Genomic DNA, 18,414 nt, shown 5'->3' on the forward strand with positions numbered 1-18,414 from the left:
AACATATGTTCTGTTGCTAATATAACTCTTTTTTTTATGCCATTCAACTGTTAACGTACAGCTTTAACCGTTTCTAAAGCGGCATGTATATCTTTATAAATAACATTTCCAACTACGATTACATTGGCTGAGGCTGCCATTTCACGAGCCTGTTCCGCTGTTTCTATGCCGCCGCCATAAAATAAGGTTGTATTCTCAAGCGTTTTCCTAACCTCTGATAGTAACTTGGCATCTCCGTATTTTCCGCTATATTCTAAGTAAAAAATAGGGAGATGGAACATTTTTTCTGCCATCATGGCATAAGCCCTGACATCATCAATGGTTAAATCGGTATTTGCATTTGTCAGCTTAGCAGCTTTGCATTCCTCATTGAGAATACAATAACCTTGCACGGCTATTTCATCCCAATTCATGATATCTCCATACTCTTTCACAGCCTCATGGTGCAGTCCTGAAATCCACTTTGTCTCCTTGCTGTTCAAAACCGTTGGAATAAAATATAAATCAAATCCTGGTGTAATGGCTTCGATAGAGGATACTTCCAGCACACATGGGACCGTATATCGGCGGATACGAGCCATTAGATCCAATACCTTGTCTAATGTGATTCCATCCGTTCCACCCACAATAAGTGCGTCGGTTCCTGACTCGCAAATCTTTTCTAAATCCTCATCAGAAATATATTTATCTGGATCGAGCTTAAACACATGGCGCCACTCGCGAACATCATACATCCATACTTCCCCCATTCTATCATTCCATTTCAACATTATATCATTTGTGAAATGAATCAAAAAGTAAAGCGTGGAACAACCAAAATCCAAAAATGTAGATATTCTCCATTGACGAAAATAGCCGCAGGAGTTAACCCCTGCGGCCTTTCCATTAAGATATAATCATTCATTCACAGATTCGTTTTCCTTAATTCGCTCTAAAGCCATTTCGTATGCATCATTTCCATAGTTGAGACAGCGTTTAACACGAGAAATGGTTGCGGTACTGGCACCTGTTTCGGTCTCGATCTTATGATATGTTTTTCCTTCTGTAAGCATTCGAGCAACTTCAAGACGTTGGGCTAAAGATTGAATCTCATTGACTGTGCATAAATCATCAAAAAAACGATAGCATTCTTCTAAATCCTTTAAAGATAAAATCGATTTAAATAACTGATCCAGCTCTTTTCCTCTTAATTTATCAATTTGCATATGCTCATACCCCTTTAAATATAGAATCTATTCCTTTACATCAAAAGAAACTGTTTGCTCCAAGCCTGGGTTTGATGGAATAACATTAATCCAAGTTTTCCCTGGTACAAGTCCAACCATTTGTCCATTCAGCACTGGCAGGATTTTCCCCTCAATGCTTTGCCACTCAACCTCTTTCCATTGTCCTTTCTGCAGCAAGTACCCTCTTCCTCCAGATATAAGGTTGATGGACCTCCGTCCTGCGGAATCAATTACCTTGTGATCTGTTTCTACGATGAAAATATTATCAAGAAGCACCGGGTCTCCAGAATGTTGATCTGCGGTTAATTCACCATTAGAATACCGCTTATACTTTTCAAGAGTTTCATCATATTCATAGATTGAATTAAAGAGCTTGCTGTTAAAATAAGAAACCATAGCTGATTTTGCTTCTTCCCCGTTTAAAGCTTCTATCTCTTGTTTATCAAGGAAAGTAAGCGCTGCAGGAGCTTTATCCATGTCATAATTTCTTAATTCAGCGCCCTTTAAGAAATTCTCAAAGGAAGAATAAGAGTTATGCGGAGCTTTTCGGTCAGTGGAACGATAGAAAAGCGTCCCATCATAGTACATTCCGTTTAAGTTATCGATATATCCTCTATCAATCATCGCTTTTGCGTCTGGACTATATCCATGAGCAATATACAGACTATCATAGCCTTTTGCCAATTCAATATAATAATCTCTTGCACTTCTTATAGGTCCAATTTTCTCTGGCTGTTCGCTTTGATAAATAGCAAGGAATCTCGTAATATCACCTTCTGCAAGCAGTTCATAGACAATGTCAGCCTGACCAAGACCTGATTGTGGACGTGCATGAGGGTCATTATTGATCATGACCGCTACTGCTCTTGTTTCCACCTGATCCTCAGTACCAACACCTGTTAATGGAAATTGGTAAGGCAAATCCTCTTCTTCGGATACTTGCTCTTGCTCCTCTGCCGTTTCTTCACGATTATTTTCTTCATTTTTTACGGTCGTTTTATCATTTTTACTGCATCCTGAAACTAGCAGCATGACCGCTGCAAAAGCAGCTATCCATTGTTTTAACATTAAGACACCCCTGAGATTGTGAAGTTTCCTGCCGCGATCACTTTTTAGAAAGTGAGTAAGGATATTTCAATAAACTTTGGTATGCTGGTTCTGTATAGTCTAGATGCAGATTTCCTTCAATTCTACTTTTACATTTTAACGCATTATCGTTGGAAAGAGTACTGTTTTGTTCATAACATCATATATTCCTTGCTGTGTGACCCTAATATATGGCAAATGGGTTGAAGAAAAGAAAAGAAGTGAATAAATAGGATCGTCGTGCTTATAGCCCCTTTCACTTAAATAGCTGCGAAGCTCTTTTTCTTTTTCAATTATAGTTTCAACACTTTCGCTGGACATCACGCCCATAATATTGAGCGGAATTTCCTGAACAATTCGGCCCTGTTCTGAAACAGTAATACCTCCGCCAATCTCTTTCATTCGATTAAAGGCGTTCATCATATCCCGCTTGCTTTTTCCAATCAGGATAAAATCTCCTGTATTAGAAAAAGAACTGGCAAACCCGTCTAAATGGGTTGCAAAGCCTTTAAGCAGTGTGTTAATTCTCCATTTCCCATGTTTATCAACTAGCATGAAAAAACATTCATCATGGTCAGCAGATAACTGATCAGCCGAAACATCGATAGAGATGGAATATGGCTTCATAATGACTGTGTTCACCATATTGATCCCAAACGGCATGGAATATTGTAAATCATCCGACTCAAGATTCCAATCTATTTGTAAAGGTTTATAGCCTTTATTTTTCCAATCTATAGACGCGTATGCATCCAACGGTTCTCCATTCTTTTTGACCCACTTTCCTTTTGCTAAAACGGAAACAGGTGTAGGGTTTGTCTCATCTGTCAGAAAATTAATATTGGCGATTCTTCCCGTTGCGATGTTCCCATGCAAATGTTCAATATTATAGTGCCGTGCAATATTTATCGTTCCCATATTATAGGCGTCCTTGATCGGGACTCCCTTTTCAATGGCTATTCGAATCATCTGATCAATGATGCCCTGTTCATAAAAAGAAGGAGAGGATCCATCAGTCGTAAATATCATTTGATCATAATGATTGATGCCTAGTTCATGTATTTCATCCAACAATACAGGTAAATCCGGACGGATCGATGAATATCTGAGAGAAACTGTATAGCCTTGCATTAAACGATTATAAACATCTTTTCCTGTCATCGCTTCATGGTCACAATCGGCTCCTAGCAGCATAAGCTTTGCCAACGTCTTCTCTGATGCCCCAGGGAAGTGTCCCTCAATTTTCTTTCCTTTCTTCTTCGTTTCCTGTATCCAATGCAGAATTAAATCATCGCCGTCTAATAATTTCGGCCAGCCTGTTAATTCCCCGCCTTGTAAAACGGCATCATGTTCAAGCCATGATTTTATATTACTATGAGAGAAGATCGTTTCTTCATTTTGTATTTCTGTTTGTGCATCAAATCTGCACCACCAATACATCGATGTCGGCAAATGATTCATATCCTCAATAAAGGAAAACGCCGTCTTTTTATCTAATTGCAAAGCGAGAACCATATTGTCATTAATCAAGGTTGTGGTCCCGAATTGAGATGCATAGCTGGCAAATGAATGGGGATTATATAATTGAAACGGATGGGAATGGGGTTCAATGTAACCTGGAACAAGTATTAAACCTTCACAATCCATGACTTCACATTGGTCTAATTTTTCGGGAAGCCTTTCTCCCACATAGACAATGCGATCATTATAAATCCAAATGTTTGCCGTCATCCAGTTACGAAATGCCTGATTGAGGTACCGTGCATTTTTAAGTAATATGGTCGGCGACAATTTTCCATCTAATACTGAAACATGGTCACGCAAGTGCTTGTTTTTCCAACGGAATCTCTGTTCCAGCACTTTAAACCCTCCCCCTGTTTTTCTATATGTTAAAAATCCCTAGTTTCAATAAGGATAATATTTCTCTGATTTCTTATTGGTAAAAAAAGCAAAAGAAAGCCCTTTCATTTCTATATCTTATCATATTTCGCAATTTAACGCACTAAAGAAATAGGTGGTTTTAAAAAAATATTAAAGAAGGTGAAGGTCCATTGAACATCAAACCTAATATCGGGATTGTTAATGCGTTAATCCGCATTACGATAGGACTTTCTGTATTGTCCTGTGCTTCCGCAAAACTCGTAAAAAGACCTTGGCGCCAATCTAATTTTATTTGGGTTGTGCTCGGAGCAATGAAGGTAGCGGAAGGAATTGTAAGGTATTGTCCAGTTACAGACCTTTATCGATGCGGACAGGAACGAATGAACGGGAATCAAGACGAAAACGGTGCTTTAAGTGAAATGGTTCCACATAACCCAACATAAAAAAACGATGTAACATGATTTTGACTTGTTTGTTTCCACTTTTTCATGAGATTTTTAAATTTCGGGAAACTATACTCTCTTTGTTTCCGCTTAATATCAAACATAATCATTAAAGCCCCCTACATGAGGGGGCTAAAACAAGAAGGTGTGTCCATTATGTTCCTTGAATATTTAACAGATATGTCCTTTGTCCTAATCATATTAGTAGGAAGCATCATTGCTTTACTCTTTGCATTTATGCGAAAGTCTAGGAAAAGACGTGCTCGATAGCTTTATATCCGATATCCTTACGATAAAAGATGCCGCTGCAGTTTACCTTTTCTAATTCCAAATAAACCTTGTCCTGTGCTTCTTTTAATGTGTTTGCTTTCGCAGCTGCAAGGAAAACCCTGCCGCCGTTTGTTATGAATGCACCTGATTCATTCTTTTCGGTGCCCGCATGGAAGACAAGTACATCACTGCTAATATCTTGCAAGCCTGATAAAATTGCACCCTTCTGATATTCCGCTGGGTATCCAACAGAAGCAGCGACAACTCCTAGCATGGCTTGTTCGTCCCAAACAATAGCAGGTGCTTCTCCATTCATAACGGCCAGCATCACTTCAGCTAAATCAGATTTCATTCTTGGCAGAACAACTTGCGTTTCCGGATCGCCAAATCGGGCATTAAATTCGATCACTTTAGGACCAGCTTCTGTAATGATGAGACCCGCATATAAAACGCCGCAAAAATGCCGCCCTTCTTGAACAAGAGCTTTTGCTGTCGGTTTTAATATTGTTTCAATTGCAGTCTTTACCGTATCTTCACTAATATGAGGCACAGGGGAATATGCACCCATTCCACCTGTATTCGGACCCTTGTCTCCGTCAAAGGCACGTTTATGATCTTGGGCAATCTCAAGAGGGATCACTGTTTCTCCATTTACGAAAGCCATTAGTGAAATTTCCTCTCCAGTCAAAAACTCCTCCAGGACAACAGTAGACGAAGCATCACCAAATCTTTCATTTAAAAGCATTTCTTCTAAGCTTTGTCTCGCCTCATCCATTGTAAGCGCAACGGTCACACCTTTACCTGCTGCTAAACCGTCCGCTTTTATGACAATGGGAGCACCCTTTTCTTCTAGATAAGCTTTTGCATCATCATAAGTGGAGAATACCGCATAATCGGCAGTAGGAATGTTGTATTTCTTCATCAAATCCTTGGCAAATGACTTGCTGCCCTCTATGATTGCCGCTTCCTTTTTAGGACCAAATACCTTTAAGCCTTCCTCCTGGAAACGATCTGATATCCCTTCAAGCAGGGGAACTTCTGGTCCAATCACGGTTAGGCCAATTTCATGTTCTTTCGCAAATTGCACAAGTTGATCCTGTTCGTTTTCCGTGATGGCTACAAGCTCAGCAACGTCCTCCATGCCTGGATTTCCTGGCGCAACAAATACTTTCTCTACTGACGGACTTTCAGAAAGCTTTCTGCAAATAGCGTGCTCACGGCCGCCTCTTCCAATTACTAGTACCTTCATTATAAACATCCCCCACTTTTAATGTTTAAAGTGTCTAATCCCCGTGAATACCATCGCGATTCCGTACTCATCCGCTTTTTTGATTGAATCCTCATCACGGACAGATCCGCCTGGCTGGATAATAGCTGTAATGCCAGCTTTTGCAGCCGCTTCAACTGTATCATCCATCGGGAAGAATGCATCGGATGCCATAGCTGCTCCATTTGCTTTTTCCCCTGCTTGTTCTAAGGCAATTTTCGCTGCACCTACACGATTCATTTGACCTGCGCCAATTCCAAGAGTCATTTCTGCGTTATTCACAACAATGGCATTGGATTTCACATGTTTAACGACCTTCCATCCAAGCTTCAGTGCTTTCCATTCTTCCTCTGAAGGCTGTCTTTTCGTTGGAATCGTGATTTCTGCGTGATCTAATGTGTACTGGTCAAAATCCTGGATTAATAATCCACCTTCAATAGAGGTTAACTTTACTTCTTCTTTATTCTGTTTAGAAAATGGAATCGTTAAAAGACGTAGATTCTTTTTCCCTGTTAAAATCTCTAAAGCCTCTTTTGAAAAAGAAGGAGCAATAATGATTTCTAGAAAAATTTCATATAATTTTTGTGCTGTTTCTTTGTCCACTTCCCTATTGAAGGCAATAATTCCGCCAAAAATGGAAACAGGATCAGCAGCAAATGCTTTTGTAAAAGCATCGTAAACCGTTTCTCCATTTCCAACCCCACAAGGATTCATATGCTTGACAGCGACTGCCGCTGGCTCTGTAAATTCCTTTACAATTTGAAGGGCTGCATCCGCATCATTTATGTTATTATAGGATAATTCTTTTCCATGTAATTGCTCAGCATTCGCAATCGAAAACTCTGAGCCTAACGGCTTCCGGTAAAAAGATGCCTTCTGATGTGGATTTTCTCCATATCGCAATGATTGTTTTAATTCATAGGTAACTGTTAATTTTTCAGGCACTTCCACATTAGCAAGCTTCGTCATATATTCTGCAATCATCGCGTCATAAGCTGCAGTATGACGGAATACCTTTGCAGCTAACTTACGGCGAGTTTCCTTTTCTACCTCACCGTTTTGCTTTAATTGGCTTAAAACTGTCTCATAATCGGAAGGATCGACAACAACCGTAACATACTCATGGTTTTTGGCTGAGGCGCGAAGCATAGCAGGTCCGCCGATATCGATATTTTCAATTGCATCCTCAACTGTTACGTCTGGCTTGGCAATGGTTTGCTGGAAAGGATATAAATTTACACATACGACATGAATCGGCTGAATTTGGTGCTCTTCCAATTGTTTCTTATGGCTCGGCTCATCAAACTTAGCTAATAATCCTCCATGGATGAATGGATTTAATGTCTTGACCCGTCCTTCTAATATTTCCGGAAAACCAGTAACGTCGCTGACACCTGTCACAGGAAGTCCAATCTCTTCCAAGGCAGTTTTTGTACCGCCTGTGGAAAGAATTTCAAACCCTAATTCGCTTAATGCCTTTGCGAATTCAGCGACTCCACTTTTATCAGAAACGCTAATTAGTGCTCTTTTCTTCATCAAGTATGCCCTCCAAAAAATTAATGCCTTCTCTAATTCATGAACGTTTTACTCAGCTAGGTGAAAGAGCTATTACAAATTGTTCGTTAGCAACTTTTGTAAAACTGCTGGATAAAGCTGATGTTCAATTCCATGGATTTTAGCTTCAAGACTTTCCATCGTTTCTTCTGAACTAATTTCAACCTCTTGCTGAGCAATAATCGGGCCCGTATCCATTCCTTCATCAACGAAATGAACGGTTACACCGCTAACCCTTGCTTTCGCTTCTAATGCTTGACCAATAGCATCCTTTCCTGGAAAAGCAGGCAGCAAGGAAGGATGAATATTAACGATTTTCCCCTCAAATGCCCTCAGAAGAGTTTGTCCAATTAGCCTCATATAGCCAGCCAAAATAATATATTCAACATTGAGATTTTCAAGTTTATTCAAAATCACTTTTTCATAGGCTTCTTTATTTGCGTACTCTTTAGCAGTAAAAATAAACTGAGGAATATTCCCTTTTTCAGCCCGTTCAATACAAAATGCATCGGGCTTATCACATACAAGCAATTGAATATCAGCTTGAAGCTCACCTTTATGAACTGCATCAATTATGGCTTGGAAGTTCGTCCCGCTGCCAGAAGCAAATACTGCGATCTTTTTCATTATAAAATCTCAATTCCTTCTTTATCAGTTACTGTTCCGATCAGATAAGCCTTTTCGCCGTTCTCATTAAAATGGGACATCACATCATGTGCAATTTCTTGATCCACTGCTAAGACCATTCCTGTTCCCATATTAAAAATATTGTACATTTCTTTACGGTCTAATTCGCCAATCTTCTCCATTAACTTAAAGACAGCTGGTACTTCCCAATTGCTTTCTTTTAATTGTGCACCTAAGCCTTCAGGAAGCATGCGCGGAATGTTTTCAATAAAACCGCCGCCTGTAATATGGGCCATCCCTTTAATTTTGAATTTATTCAATGCAGAAAGAATCGGCTTTACGTAAATCTTCGTTGGACGCAAAAGCTCCTCTCCTAACGTGCAGCCTAATTCATCAACATGGTCCGTTAACGACATGTTAGCCTTCTCTAAAAATAATTTCCGAACTAAAGAATATCCATTGCTGTGGATTCCACTTGAGGCAAGGCCAATAAGTGCGTCTCCACTTTTAATATCTGTGCCACTGATAATGTCTGACTTTTCACAAGCACCGACAGCAAATCCGGCAAGATCATACTCTTCTTCCGTATACATGCCTGGCATTTCAGCTGTTTCGCCTCCAACAAGTGCACACCCTGCTTGTTCACACCCATCGGCAATCCCTTTAACAATCGCTTCAATCTTAGATGGCTCAGCTTTTCCGCAGCCAATATAGTCTAAGAAATAAATCGGCTCCGCCCCTTGGACAACGATATCGTTTACGCACATAGCAACAGCGTCAATACCAATTGTATCGTGTTTATCCATCATAAAAGCTAGCATTAATTTAGTTCCTACTCCATCTGTACCCGATACAAGAACAGGTTCTTTTAAATTCAGAACCGATAAATCAAACATCCCGCCAAATCCGCCCAAACCACCGAAAACACCAGGGCGAACCGTCTTCTCTACATGTTTCTTCATACGCGATACCGCTTCATAGCCTGCTTCAATATCGACACCAGCCTGCTTATATGCATTTGCCATTATTAGTCCTCCTCGTTAGAAAAGCGTAAGTGCTAGACAATTTATTCTTAAAACAGTTCAAAACAAAAGCGACATCTTTCAATGCCGCTTTATCAAATTCATCTCAATATATATCCTATCAAAATCCTATTAACCGACTGGAACCTTTTCCTCGCTTTTAACCGGATTGATTTCAGTTGGATAATTGCCTGTAAAGCAAGCAAGACAAAGGCCATGTGGTTGACCAGATTTATTTTTATTAATCGCTTCAGCCATTCCTTCTACACTTAAAAAGGTTAAAGAATCCGCACCCAGTATCTCTCTAATTTCTTCTATTGAATGATTAGCAGCAATTAATTCTCTTTTAGTGGACATATCAATCCCATAGAAGCATGGATTATTAATGGTAGGAGAGCTAATCACTACATGTACTTCAGTTGCGCCTGCTTCCCGAAGCAAATTAACAATTCTTTTGCTCGTTGTCCCACGAACAATCGAGTCATCTACCATGATCACTCGTTTTCCTTCTACAACACCTCTAACAGGAGAAAGCTTCATTTTTACACCTTGCTCTCTGAGAGCTTGTGAAGGTTGAATAAATGTCCGTCCCACATAGCGATTTTTAATTAGTCCCATTTCATATGGAATTCCAGTAACTTCTGCATATCCGATCGCAACTGAAATACTAGAATCTGGAACACCTGTAACCACATCTGCTTCAATCGGAGCTTCAAGTGCCAATTGCTTCCCAAGTCTTTTTCTGGCAGAATGAACATTTATGCCATTAATATTGCTATCCGGCCGTGAAAAATAAATGTATTCCATCGCACACATTGCTGTTTGTGATGCCACTGAAAACATTTCCGAATGGAGTCCTTCATCACTAATAACAAGCAATTCTCCAGGATGAATATCGCGTTCAAATTTTGCTCCGACAATATCAAAGGCACATGTTTCAGATGCAACAACATATGCATCTCCTAGTTTTCCGAGAGCAAGAGGCTTCATGCCGTTCGGATCAAGAGCAACAATTAATTCTGTTTCAGTCATGACTAGGAAAGCATAGGCTCCTTTTAACATCGATAAAGCATTTTTCACCCGATCCTTTAAAGAAGTAAATCCGCCTCTTCTAATAAGGTGAGCTAAGATTTCCGTATCCGAGCTCGTTTGAAAAATACTTCCTTGGTTCTCGAGCTGATGCCTTAATGCTTTAGCGTTGATTAAACTTCCATTATGGCAAAGAGCCATGCTGCCACTTTGTGAATGGAATAGGAGGGGCTGGATATTTTCATATCCGCTTCCTCCGTTAGTTGAATACCTTACATGGCCAATGGCTGAGCTGCCTGCTAATTCTTTCATCGATTCAGCTGTAAATACTTCATTCACAAGTCCATCGCCTTTTACGCCTCTTAGCTTGGACCCATCCGTCACAACAATTCCAGTTCCCTCTTGACCCCGATGCTGTAAGCTATGAAGGCCATAATATGTTATTTGAGATGCATCTGTATGGCCCCATACACCGAAAATTCCACATTCTTCTTGTAAGCCTTCTAGTTCAGCAGGCATGGAATAGCCCCTTTCCAGGCTTGTCGAAGTACATCAACTTGCTCGGTAAGCACAGTTTCCTTCTCTTCTGAATTAATTTGAAGAACTCCTGTATCTGTAACCTCACCAAGTAGTTTTGCATCAACTAAGCCTTCAAATTCTTTTTGGTTTTCTTTTTTAACCGATAGTAAGAAACGGGATTGTGATTCACTGAATAAGGCAGACACAATATTTCCTGAAATCTCAATATTGGCACCAAGACCTTTTGTACCCATTAAGCTTTCAGCAATGGCAACGGCCAATCCACCTTCAGATAAATCATGAGCAGAAGCTACTACCCCCGCGCGAATGGCAGTTAGTACTTGTTTCTGATACTTTTCTTCAATATCTAGATCCAGTTCAGGCGCTTTTCCAAAAATCTTTCCGTACGTTAATTTTTGTAATTCGCTCCCGCCGAATTCATCTTTCGTTTCACCTAATAAATAGATCAGATCTCCTGCATCTTTAAAATTTTGAGTTGTTGCGTGGTCAATATTTTCAAGAAGACCGACCATACCAATTGTAGGAGTTGGATAAATTGCTTTTCCGTCGTATTGATTCGATAATGATACATTTCCGCCAATAACTGGTGTGTTTAATTTGCGGCATGCTTCACTGATACCATCAGCAGATTTATCGATTTGCCAGAAAATCTCCGGGTTATCAGGGCTGCCAAAGTTTAAGTTATCTGTAACTGCTAAAGGCTCTCCGCCAGAGCAAACGATATTTCTCGCTGCTTCAGAAACGGCAATTTTCCCTCCTGTTTCTGGATCAAGATAAACATAGCGTCCATTACAGTCCGTTGTCATCGCTAAGCCTTTGCGTGTTCCACGGATTCTAACCACTGCTGCATCAGAGCCAGGGGCAACAACTGTATTCGTACCAGCCATATAATCAAACTGATTATATACCCATTCCTTACTAGCAATCGTTGGTTGTCCGAGAAGCTTAACAAGCGTTTCTTTATGATCACTGACCGCAGGAATATCATTTTCCATTGCTTGGAACTCACGGAAATATGCCGGCTCTTGTGATGGCTTATTATAGACTGGTGCTTCCTCTGCTAATGCATCAGCAGGTACTTCTGCTACGACTTCACCTTTGTGCAGTAGACGGAGCATTTTATCGTCTGTTACTTTTCCAATTGAAACGGCCTCAAGATGATATTTCGCAAAAAGATCGGTGATTTCTTGCTCTCTGCCAACTTTTACAACAATCAACATTCTCTCTTGTGATTCAGAAAGCATCATTTCAAAAGCCGACATTCCAGGTTCTCTCTGAGGAACGAGGTCTAAGTTCATTTCTACTCCTGAACCTGCTTTACTTGCCATTTCAGCTGAAGAACTCGTTAAGCCAGCTGCCCCCATATCTTGAATACCAATCAGCGCATCTGATTGAACTAACTCTAGGCAAGCTTCCATTAGACGCTTCTCTAGGAACGGATCACCTGCTTGAACTGCAGAACGTTCTTCAACTGGTTCGTCTTTTAATTCAGCTGAAGAGAAGGATGCTCCATTAATTCCATCGCGGCCTGTTGGTGCTCCTACATACATCACCGTGTTTCCAATTCCACGCGCCTGTCCTTTTTGAATATCCTTATGGTCAAGCAACCCAACTACCATTGCGTTCACTAGCGGATTTTTTTCGTAGGCTGGATCAAACTGAACTTCTCCACCAACAGTTGGTACTCCAATTCGGTTCCCATAGCCAGCAATACCAGCAACCGCTTCTTTGAATAGATACTTCACACGTGGCGAATCTAATTCACCAAAGCGTAATGAATTCAGTGCGGCAATTGGTCTTGCACCCATTGAAAAGACATCGCGAAGAATTCCTCCTACACCTGTTGCTGCCCCTTCATAAGGCTCAATAGCAGATGGAGAGTTATGGCTTTCGATTTTGAAAACAACCGCTTGCTCATCGCCAATATCAACAATTCCTGCTCCTTCCCCTGGACCTTGAAGAACTCTTTCACCCGTTGTAGGGAATTTTCTTAAAATGGGTTTAGAGCTTTTATAGCTGCAGTGTTCAGACCACATGCCAGAAAATAGACCTGTCTCTGTGTAGTTTGGAAGGCGGCCGAGAATTTTCTCAATCATCGCAAATTCTTCATCCGTTAAACCCATTTCTTTATAAATTTTATCTGCTTTAATTTGTTCTGGACTTTGTTCAAGCATTAGCGACATGTGCTTCCCTCCAATTTTTCACGATCGATTGAAAAAGCTTTAAACCATCCAATCCTCCGATTATCTCTTCAACTGCTCTCTCCGCATGTGGCATAATTCCTAAAACATTACCTTTTTCGTTCGTAATCCCAGCGATATTTTCAAGGCTTCCATTCGGGTTAGAGCCGTTATACGTAAATACAATTTGCTTATTTTCTATTAAACTTTTAAGTGTTTCCTCGTCACAATAGTAATTGCCATTCCAGTGTGCGATTGGAAGTGAAAGAACTTCATTTTGTTGATATTCAGATGTGAACATCGTCTCATTGTTTTCAACTTTTACTTCCACTGAGCGACAGATAAACTCTAAGCCTTCATTTTGCTTCATCGCCCCTGGAAGAAGGCCAGCTTCTAATAAGATTTGGAACCCATTACTTACGCCAATTACCGGCTTTCCTGCTTCTGCAGCTTTTTTTACTTCTTGGATAATTCTGCTGTGGCGTGCAATGGCACCTGGACGTAGATAATCCCCAAATGACGCGCCGCCTGGAAGGATGATTCCGTCAAAACCTTCAAGATTTTCCGCCTCGTGACTAACAATCTCCACTTCTTCCCCGAGAACATCTTTTACAGCATTGTACATATCAACCTCATTGGAACCTGGAAAAGCAATGACTGCTAGCTTCACTGAGCAACTACCTCCTCGATTTCAAAACGGTAATCTTCGACATTCAAGTTAACTAATAATTTTTCACACATTTCCTTTACGATTTCATCGATATTACGATCTGTTTTTTCTAAAGTTAACTCTACATATTTACCAATACGAACATCGGACACTTCGCCGTAATTTAGCTTGTGAAGCGAATCTTTTGCAACTGTTCCTTGAGGATCGATAACACTTTCTCTTAATGTGACGAATACTTTTACTTTGTACATACTGTTTGGCCTCCCAGTTTGGCTATTATATTTTTATATGAATCTCTTAAACTTTCAAAATCTTTTTCATGAAAGTTCCCTAAGATGAAGAGTGGGGAATATTTATTTGATAAGAGGCAAAGAATCCTTCACCTCTTATTTTTTTATAAACCTAGTCGTTCAAAAATCGTATCGACATGCTTAATGTGGTAATGATAATCAAAGCAATCATCAATTTCGTTAGAGTCAAGCTTAGCAGTAATCGTCTCATCCTGCTCGATCAAGCTGCGAAACGGAACTTGGCTTTCCCACGCTTCCATTGCTCGCGGCTGAACCGTGTCATATGCTTCCTCGCGAGTAAGCCCTTTATCGATAAGTGCGAGTAAAACGCGCTGCGAATAAATTAATCCTAGCGTGCGATCCATATTTCTCTTCATATTTTCAGGGAAAACTGTTAAATTCTTTACTATATTGCCAAAGCGATTAAGCATATAGTTTAAAGCAATGGTTGCATCTGGAATAATGATTCTTTCTGCAGAGGAATGAGAGATATCTCGTTCGTGCCATAATGCTACGTTTTCGTAGGCAGCGAGCATATACCCGCGGATCACCCTTGCCATCCCAGTCATATTTTCTGAACCGATTGGGTTTCGCTTGTGCGGCATAGCCGATGAGCCTTTCTGACCTTTTGCAAAAAACTCTTCTACCTCACGTGTTTCACTCTTTTGAAGACCGCGGATTTCTGTCGCAAATTTTTCAATGGATGTGGCAATTAAAGCGATTGTGCTCATATAGTGCGCATGGCGATCACGTTGTAATGTCTGTGTTGAAATGGGTGCTGGCTTCAAGCCAAGCTTCTCGCATACATATTTCTCTACATAGGGATTAATATTCGCGTATGTTCCAACGGCTCCTGAAATTTTCCCAAATTCTATTCCTTCAGCTGCTTCCTTAAAGCGATTTACGTTACGCTTCATTTCCTCGTACCAAAGAGCAAGCTTCAGTCCGAAAGTAGTTGGTTCAGCATGGACACCGTGCGTACGACCCATCATAACTGTATATTTATGTTGTTGTGCTTTGTTTTTCAAAATTTCAACGAAACGTTCAAGATCTTTAAGAAGGATTTGATTTGCTTGCTTAATTTGGTAGGAAAGAGCCGTATCCACAACATCTGTTGACGTTAATCCGTAATGAACCCATTTTCTTTCTTCACCGAGTGTCTCAGAAACGGCACGGGTAAAAGCCACGACATCATGTCTTGTCTCTTCCTCAATTTCTTTAACGCGATCCATATTAAAGGAAGCATTCTCGCGGATTTTTTGAACATCCTCTTTTGGAATATCGCCAAGCTCCGCCCAGGCTTCACATGCAAGAATTTCAACCTCTAACCACGCTTGAAACCGATTCTCCTCCGCCCAAATCGCGCCCATTTCTGGCCTTGTATAGCGTTCAATCATCTTTTAGCCCCCGATCTTTTATCTCACATCGGACCAAATGCCGCTATCCTCAGCTTCACCAATTGCCGTTTCAACTGAATCGCGCAAGAGAGTTACATGACCCATTTTGCGTTTATGTTTGGCATCCTTTTTACCGTACAAATGAATTTTCCAATCATTTAATGACGGAATCTTCTTTATTAATGGTTCCTGATGTTCTCCTAATATGTTTACCATTAATGCTGGTTTTAATAGATGTGTACTGCCAAGCGGCCAATTACAAACTGCACGGATATGCTGCTCAAACTGCGAGGTTTCGCAAGCTTCAATGGAATAATGCCCTGAATTATGCGGCCTTGGCGCAAGCTCATTGATGTAAATGTGATCATCAGCTGTCAAAAACATCTCGACTGCCAATGTTCCGACAAGGTCGAATGCTTCTGCAAGCTGCTTAGCTGCATGTACAGCTGTTTCCTTTGCCTGATCCGATATTCTTGCCGGTACGATTGTTTGATGAAGAATATTGTCTTTATGAATATTTTCTCCAACTGGCAAAACAGCCGTTTCACCAGAAACGCTTCGAAAAATAATAACCGAGATTTCTTTTTCAAATGGAATCCACTTTTCAAGGACACAAATTCCTTTTTCAAGAAGCTTTGCCGCTTCTACAATATCTTGCTCGTTTCTAATGACGTATTGTCCTTTTCCGTCATATCCGCCTCTAGCCGTCTTTAATACTGCCGGAAATCCGAGTTCTTCGATATTTGCATATATATCGTCTATCTCTCTAATCACTGCATATGGAGCAACCTCTGCACCGGCTTTTTGTATGGCTGCTTTTTCCTTTGTCCGGTCCTGTGTTATTTCAAGCAATGCAGATCCTTGAGGGACATAGGTGTTGGCACATAACCAATCCAAGGCTTCCGCATTAATATTTTCAAATTCATACGTAATGACATCACTTACTTTTGCCAGTTCCTTTATAGAATCAATGCTGTCATATTCACCGATAATGGCATGATCAGCGACTTGCCCGCAAGGTGAATCTTCGGTCGGGTCAAGCACTGCAATCCTAAATCCTTGTGCTTTTGCGGCAATCGCCATCATCCTTCCTAATTGTCCACCGCCAATAATTCCAATCGTTTGACCTGGTAAAATGACTTTTTTAGACAAGCTCATCACTACTTTCTAAAACTTCTTGTTTCGTGTTTTCTCTTTTTTGTTCTAGACGATCTGCCATATGTGAATCAAAGGCACCAAGTATTTGTGCTGCAAGCAGACCGGCATTTGTCGCACCTGCCTTGCCAATAGCCACTGTTGCTACCGGCACTCCACCTGGCATCTGTACAATGGAGAGTAAAGAGTCCAAACCGTTTAGCGCTTTTGATTGGATTGGAACACCAATGACTGGAAGTGTCGTTTTAGCTGCAACCATACCTGGTAGATGAGCAGCACCTCCAGCACCGGCAATAATCACCTTAATGCCTTTTTCTCTCGCCTTTTCCGCATATTCAAACATGAGATCTGGAGTTCGATGGGCGGAAACAACTTTTTTTTCATATTGAATTTCAAGCTCATCCAGGATATCGCAAGTATGCTTCATCGTTTCCCAATCTGATTTACTACCCATGATCACTGCAACTTCTGCCATCTTTTTTCCTCCAGCACTAAGTTTTATACAAAATAAAATGCCCAGACAAATACTATCTTCAAAAGAGAGAAAGTATTTGCCTGGGCAAAAAAGCATACAGGAACACACCTAAATAGAACAGGATGAATTCCTATTTACGCCAGTCATATTTACTTTCCCTCATAGTCCAATAATTAACGGTTATTGGGTAGATACTTATGGGCCTTATTCCCATTATTATATGAGGGGGATTATTCGCTTCATTTATTTCTTATATGCACATCTTAACAACTATTGATAGTAATGTCAACCAATAATCGAACAATACATCTAATTACTTATATATCGTTCGTGTTTTATCATTCAATTACTTTAGCTTCAAACAGAATCTGGCGTCCTACTGGCTCATAGGTAGTCGTTTGGCCTATCTTTTTTTCCTCAAAGATCGGCTTTTCTGTTCTTCTAACAGGAATATACCCTGCCTTTTTTATTCGCTCTAGACACATATCAATGGTTTCATTTTCCTGCACTTCAAAAACCATTTTCTTTTTTCCTTTACTCATGAAAATAACTTCCCTTTCTTTACGCTTTTCACCCAGAAGCCGCCATGAATGGTTTTCGGCTCGTACGCAATAATAAACGCTTTCGGATCAAGCTCTTTAATCGTATGGTATAACTTTAATTCATATTTTCTTGGTGTCAGGATCTGCAGAGCCATCCGATCCCCTTCTAAGCCGTTAGCTGCCCAGGTTGTCACACCATAGCCCTTTTCCCTTAGCATCTTCGGCATGTCCAAATCATATTCTTTTGTTATGACATTCACGGTAATATAACCAAGGGCGAGCTTTTCCTCAATTTTCATCCCAACAATAACACCAATCCCATAACCAACCGCGTAAGCAATCAAATTCTGGATTTCATTAAGGTTATCAAGAACCAAACCTAACCCCACTACATAAATAACAACTTCAATCATACTAATAAAAGCAGCCAAGTATCTCTGGCCTTTTAACGTTAAGATCATTCTGATTGTAAAGAAGGATACATACACAATATTGATTAACAGAATAATAGTTATCATTAAAAAACCACTTTCTAACAAAGAAAGCTCCCCCTTTATAGTGACAGTCTACTACCTAATATATTGCTAATTCCCTTTTGATACCATTTTAACACCTAATATTGAATATTAATTGTACATAAGATTGGTGATTTTGCGAAGGGGAAATTAATTTTTGGAACTAAGATTGCTTAATATGTATAAAATGGCTTTTTTCGTTGTTGCTTGGAGCATCTAGTATTTTTGAATAGGATCATGAATGA

Annotated in this window: 19 protein-coding genes and 1 riboswitch; of the genes, 2 read left to right on the plus strand and 17 right to left on the minus strand. The window is 40.2% G+C overall.

Going from position 1 to position 18,414, the window contains the following annotated elements:
• Window positions 1–50: 50 nt before the first annotated feature.
• The 4 genes from V7149_RS03740 to V7149_RS03755 form a co-directional block, all read right to left on the minus strand.
• Window positions 51–734 carry a heptaprenylglyceryl phosphate synthase gene (locus tag V7149_RS03740; protein WP_335344314.1) on the minus strand — a complete coding sequence of 228 codons (684 nt, stop codon included), beginning with the start codon at window positions 732–734 and terminating at the stop codon, window positions 51–53.
• A 162-nt stretch (window positions 735–896) separates the two neighbouring features.
• Window positions 897–1,205, minus strand: coding sequence for a YerC/YecD family TrpR-related protein (locus tag V7149_RS03745; RefSeq protein WP_335344315.1), 309 nt, complete (start codon window positions 1,203–1,205; stop codon window positions 897–899).
• A gap of 27 nt (window positions 1,206–1,232) precedes the next feature.
• On the minus strand, window positions 1,233–2,294 hold the full coding sequence (locus tag V7149_RS03750) for a DUF3048 domain-containing protein (RefSeq protein ID WP_335344316.1): 1,062 nt from the start codon (window positions 2,292–2,294) through the stop codon (window positions 1,233–1,235).
• Between the two features lie 135 nt (window positions 2,295–2,429).
• The gene (locus tag V7149_RS03755; RefSeq protein WP_335344317.1) at window positions 2,430–4,172 is read right to left on the minus strand and encodes an adenine deaminase C-terminal domain-containing protein; all 1,743 of its coding nucleotides are present in this window, start codon (window positions 4,170–4,172) and stop codon (window positions 2,430–2,432) included.
• 191 nt (window positions 4,173–4,363) lie between these two features.
• On the opposite strand from V7149_RS03755, the gene V7149_RS03760 reads away from it, so the two are divergent.
• The gene (locus tag V7149_RS03760) at window positions 4,364–4,636 is read left to right on the plus strand and encodes a YgaP family membrane protein (protein ID WP_335344318.1); all 273 of its coding nucleotides are present in this window, start codon (window positions 4,364–4,366) and stop codon (window positions 4,634–4,636) included.
• Window positions 4,637–4,816: 180 nt separating this feature from the next.
• Entirely contained in the window at window positions 4,817–4,906 is a 90-nt protein-coding gene (locus V7149_RS03765) for an EYxxD motif small membrane protein (protein WP_335344331.1), read from the plus strand.
• Here the strand turns inward: V7149_RS03765 and purD are convergent.
• The 13 genes from purD to V7149_RS03830 all read right to left on the minus strand — a co-directional run bounded on the left by purD (window position 4,884) and on the right by V7149_RS03830 (window position 18,172).
• Complete coding sequence (gene purD / locus V7149_RS03770) at window positions 4,884–6,155, minus strand: phosphoribosylamine--glycine ligase (RefSeq protein WP_335344319.1); 1,272 nt, start codon at window positions 6,153–6,155, stop codon at window positions 4,884–4,886. The two genes, V7149_RS03765 and purD, sit on opposite strands and share 23 nt — an antisense overlap.
• Before the next feature lie 18 nt (window positions 6,156–6,173).
• Window positions 6,174–7,709: a bifunctional phosphoribosylaminoimidazolecarboxamide formyltransferase/IMP cyclohydrolase gene (gene purH / locus V7149_RS03775; RefSeq protein WP_335344320.1), complete on the minus strand. Its 1,536-nt coding sequence runs from the start codon at window positions 7,707–7,709 to the stop codon at window positions 6,174–6,176.
• A 72-nt stretch (window positions 7,710–7,781) separates the two neighbouring features.
• A complete protein-coding gene (gene purN / locus V7149_RS03780) occupies window positions 7,782–8,354 on the minus strand; it encodes a phosphoribosylglycinamide formyltransferase (RefSeq protein ID WP_335344321.1) in 573 nt (190 codons plus the stop codon).
• Entirely contained in the window at window positions 8,354–9,379 is a 1,026-nt protein-coding gene (gene purM / locus V7149_RS03785) for a phosphoribosylformylglycinamidine cyclo-ligase (protein WP_335344322.1), read from the minus strand. The genes purN and purM overlap by 1 nt, the downstream gene beginning before the upstream one ends.
• A gap of 129 nt (window positions 9,380–9,508) precedes the next feature.
• A complete protein-coding gene (gene purF, locus V7149_RS03790; RefSeq protein WP_335344323.1) occupies window positions 9,509–10,924 on the minus strand; it encodes an amidophosphoribosyltransferase in 1,416 nt (471 codons plus the stop codon).
• The gene (gene purL, locus V7149_RS03795) at window positions 10,909–13,128 is read right to left on the minus strand and encodes a phosphoribosylformylglycinamidine synthase subunit PurL (protein ID WP_335344324.1); all 2,220 of its coding nucleotides are present in this window, start codon (window positions 13,126–13,128) and stop codon (window positions 10,909–10,911) included. Before purL ends, purF begins: the two co-directional genes overlap by 16 nt.
• Window positions 13,112–13,795, minus strand: coding sequence for a phosphoribosylformylglycinamidine synthase subunit PurQ (gene purQ / locus V7149_RS03800; protein ID WP_335344325.1), 684 nt, complete (start codon window positions 13,793–13,795; stop codon window positions 13,112–13,114). Before purQ ends, purL begins: the two co-directional genes overlap by 17 nt.
• Entirely contained in the window at window positions 13,792–14,046 is a 255-nt protein-coding gene (gene purS, locus V7149_RS03805) for a phosphoribosylformylglycinamidine synthase subunit PurS (protein WP_335344326.1), read from the minus strand. Before purS ends, purQ begins: the two co-directional genes overlap by 4 nt.
• Window positions 14,047–14,189: 143 nt before the next feature.
• Window positions 14,190–15,482 carry an adenylosuccinate lyase gene (gene purB / locus V7149_RS03810; RefSeq protein ID WP_335344327.1) on the minus strand — a complete coding sequence of 431 codons (1,293 nt, stop codon included), beginning with the start codon at window positions 15,480–15,482 and terminating at the stop codon, window positions 14,190–14,192.
• An 18-nt stretch (window positions 15,483–15,500) separates the two neighbouring features.
• Window positions 15,501–16,640 carry a 5-(carboxyamino)imidazole ribonucleotide synthase gene (gene purK / locus V7149_RS03815; protein ID WP_335344328.1) on the minus strand — a complete coding sequence of 380 codons (1,140 nt, stop codon included), beginning with the start codon at window positions 16,638–16,640 and terminating at the stop codon, window positions 15,501–15,503.
• Window positions 16,627–17,112 carry a 5-(carboxyamino)imidazole ribonucleotide mutase gene (gene purE / locus V7149_RS03820; RefSeq protein WP_335344329.1) on the minus strand — a complete coding sequence of 162 codons (486 nt, stop codon included), beginning with the start codon at window positions 17,110–17,112 and terminating at the stop codon, window positions 16,627–16,629. Before purE ends, purK begins: the two co-directional genes overlap by 14 nt.
• A 142-nt stretch (window positions 17,113–17,254) precedes the next feature.
• A riboswitch (purine riboswitch) is annotated at window positions 17,255–17,356 on the minus strand.
• Between the two features lie 94 nt (window positions 17,357–17,450).
• Entirely contained in the window at window positions 17,451–17,654 is a 204-nt protein-coding gene (locus V7149_RS03825) for an NETI motif-containing protein (protein ID WP_335344330.1), read from the minus strand.
• A complete protein-coding gene (locus V7149_RS03830) occupies window positions 17,651–18,172 on the minus strand; it encodes a DUF2179 domain-containing protein (protein ID WP_335344332.1) in 522 nt (173 codons plus the stop codon). Before V7149_RS03830 ends, V7149_RS03825 begins: the two co-directional genes overlap by 4 nt.
• Window positions 18,173–18,414 lie beyond the last annotated feature (242 nt).

Origin of the sequence: Bacillus sp. JJ1503, from assembly GCF_036965125.1 — a bacterium.
In the GTDB taxonomy this organism is placed as follows: domain Bacteria; phylum Bacillota; class Bacilli; order Bacillales; family Cytobacillaceae; genus Cytobacillus.

Excerpts from the sequence above, each read along its gene's own strand:
- purM (WP_335344322.1), bottom strand. The coding sequence starts at position 9,379 with ATGGCAAATGCATATAAGCAGGCTGGTGTCGATATTGAAGCAGGCTAT.
- purF (WP_335344323.1), bottom strand. The coding sequence starts at position 10,924 with ATGCCTGCTGAACTAGAAGGCTTACAAGAAGAATGTGGAATTTTCGGT.
- purE (WP_335344329.1), bottom strand. The coding sequence starts at position 17,112 with ATGGCAGAAGTTGCAGTGATCATGGGTAGTAAATCAGATTGGGAAACG.
- purS (WP_335344326.1), bottom strand. The coding sequence starts at position 14,046 with ATGTACAAAGTAAAAGTATTCGTCACATTAAGAGAAAGTGTTATCGAT.
- V7149_RS03740 (WP_335344314.1), bottom strand. The coding sequence starts at position 734 with ATGTATGATGTTCGCGAGTGGCGCCATGTGTTTAAGCTCGATCCAGAT.
- V7149_RS03745 (WP_335344315.1), bottom strand. The coding sequence starts at position 1,205 with ATGCAAATTGATAAATTAAGAGGAAAAGAGCTGGATCAGTTATTTAAA.
- V7149_RS03765 (WP_335344331.1), top strand. The coding sequence starts at position 4,817 with ATGTCCTTTGTCCTAATCATATTAGTAGGAAGCATCATTGCTTTACTC.
- purL (WP_335344324.1), bottom strand. The coding sequence starts at position 13,128 with ATGTCGCTAATGCTTGAACAAAGTCCAGAACAAATTAAAGCAGATAAA.
- V7149_RS03825 (WP_335344330.1), bottom strand. The coding sequence starts at position 17,654 with ATGAGTAAAGGAAAAAAGAAAATGGTTTTTGAAGTGCAGGAAAATGAA.
- V7149_RS03750 (WP_335344316.1), bottom strand. The coding sequence starts at position 2,294 with ATGTTAAAACAATGGATAGCTGCTTTTGCAGCGGTCATGCTGCTAGTT.
- purH (WP_335344320.1), bottom strand. The coding sequence starts at position 7,709 with ATGAAGAAAAGAGCACTAATTAGCGTTTCTGATAAAAGTGGAGTCGCT.
- V7149_RS03830 (WP_335344332.1), bottom strand. The coding sequence starts at position 18,172 with ATGATAACTATTATTCTGTTAATCAATATTGTGTATGTATCCTTCTTT.
- purN (WP_335344321.1), bottom strand. The coding sequence starts at position 8,354 with ATGAAAAAGATCGCAGTATTTGCTTCTGGCAGCGGGACGAACTTCCAA.
- purK (WP_335344328.1), bottom strand. The coding sequence starts at position 16,640 with ATGAGCTTGTCTAAAAAAGTCATTTTACCAGGTCAAACGATTGGAATT.
- purB (WP_335344327.1), bottom strand. The coding sequence starts at position 15,482 with ATGATTGAACGCTATACAAGGCCAGAAATGGGCGCGATTTGGGCGGAG.
- purD (WP_335344319.1), bottom strand. The coding sequence starts at position 6,155 with ATGAAGGTACTAGTAATTGGAAGAGGCGGCCGTGAGCACGCTATTTGC.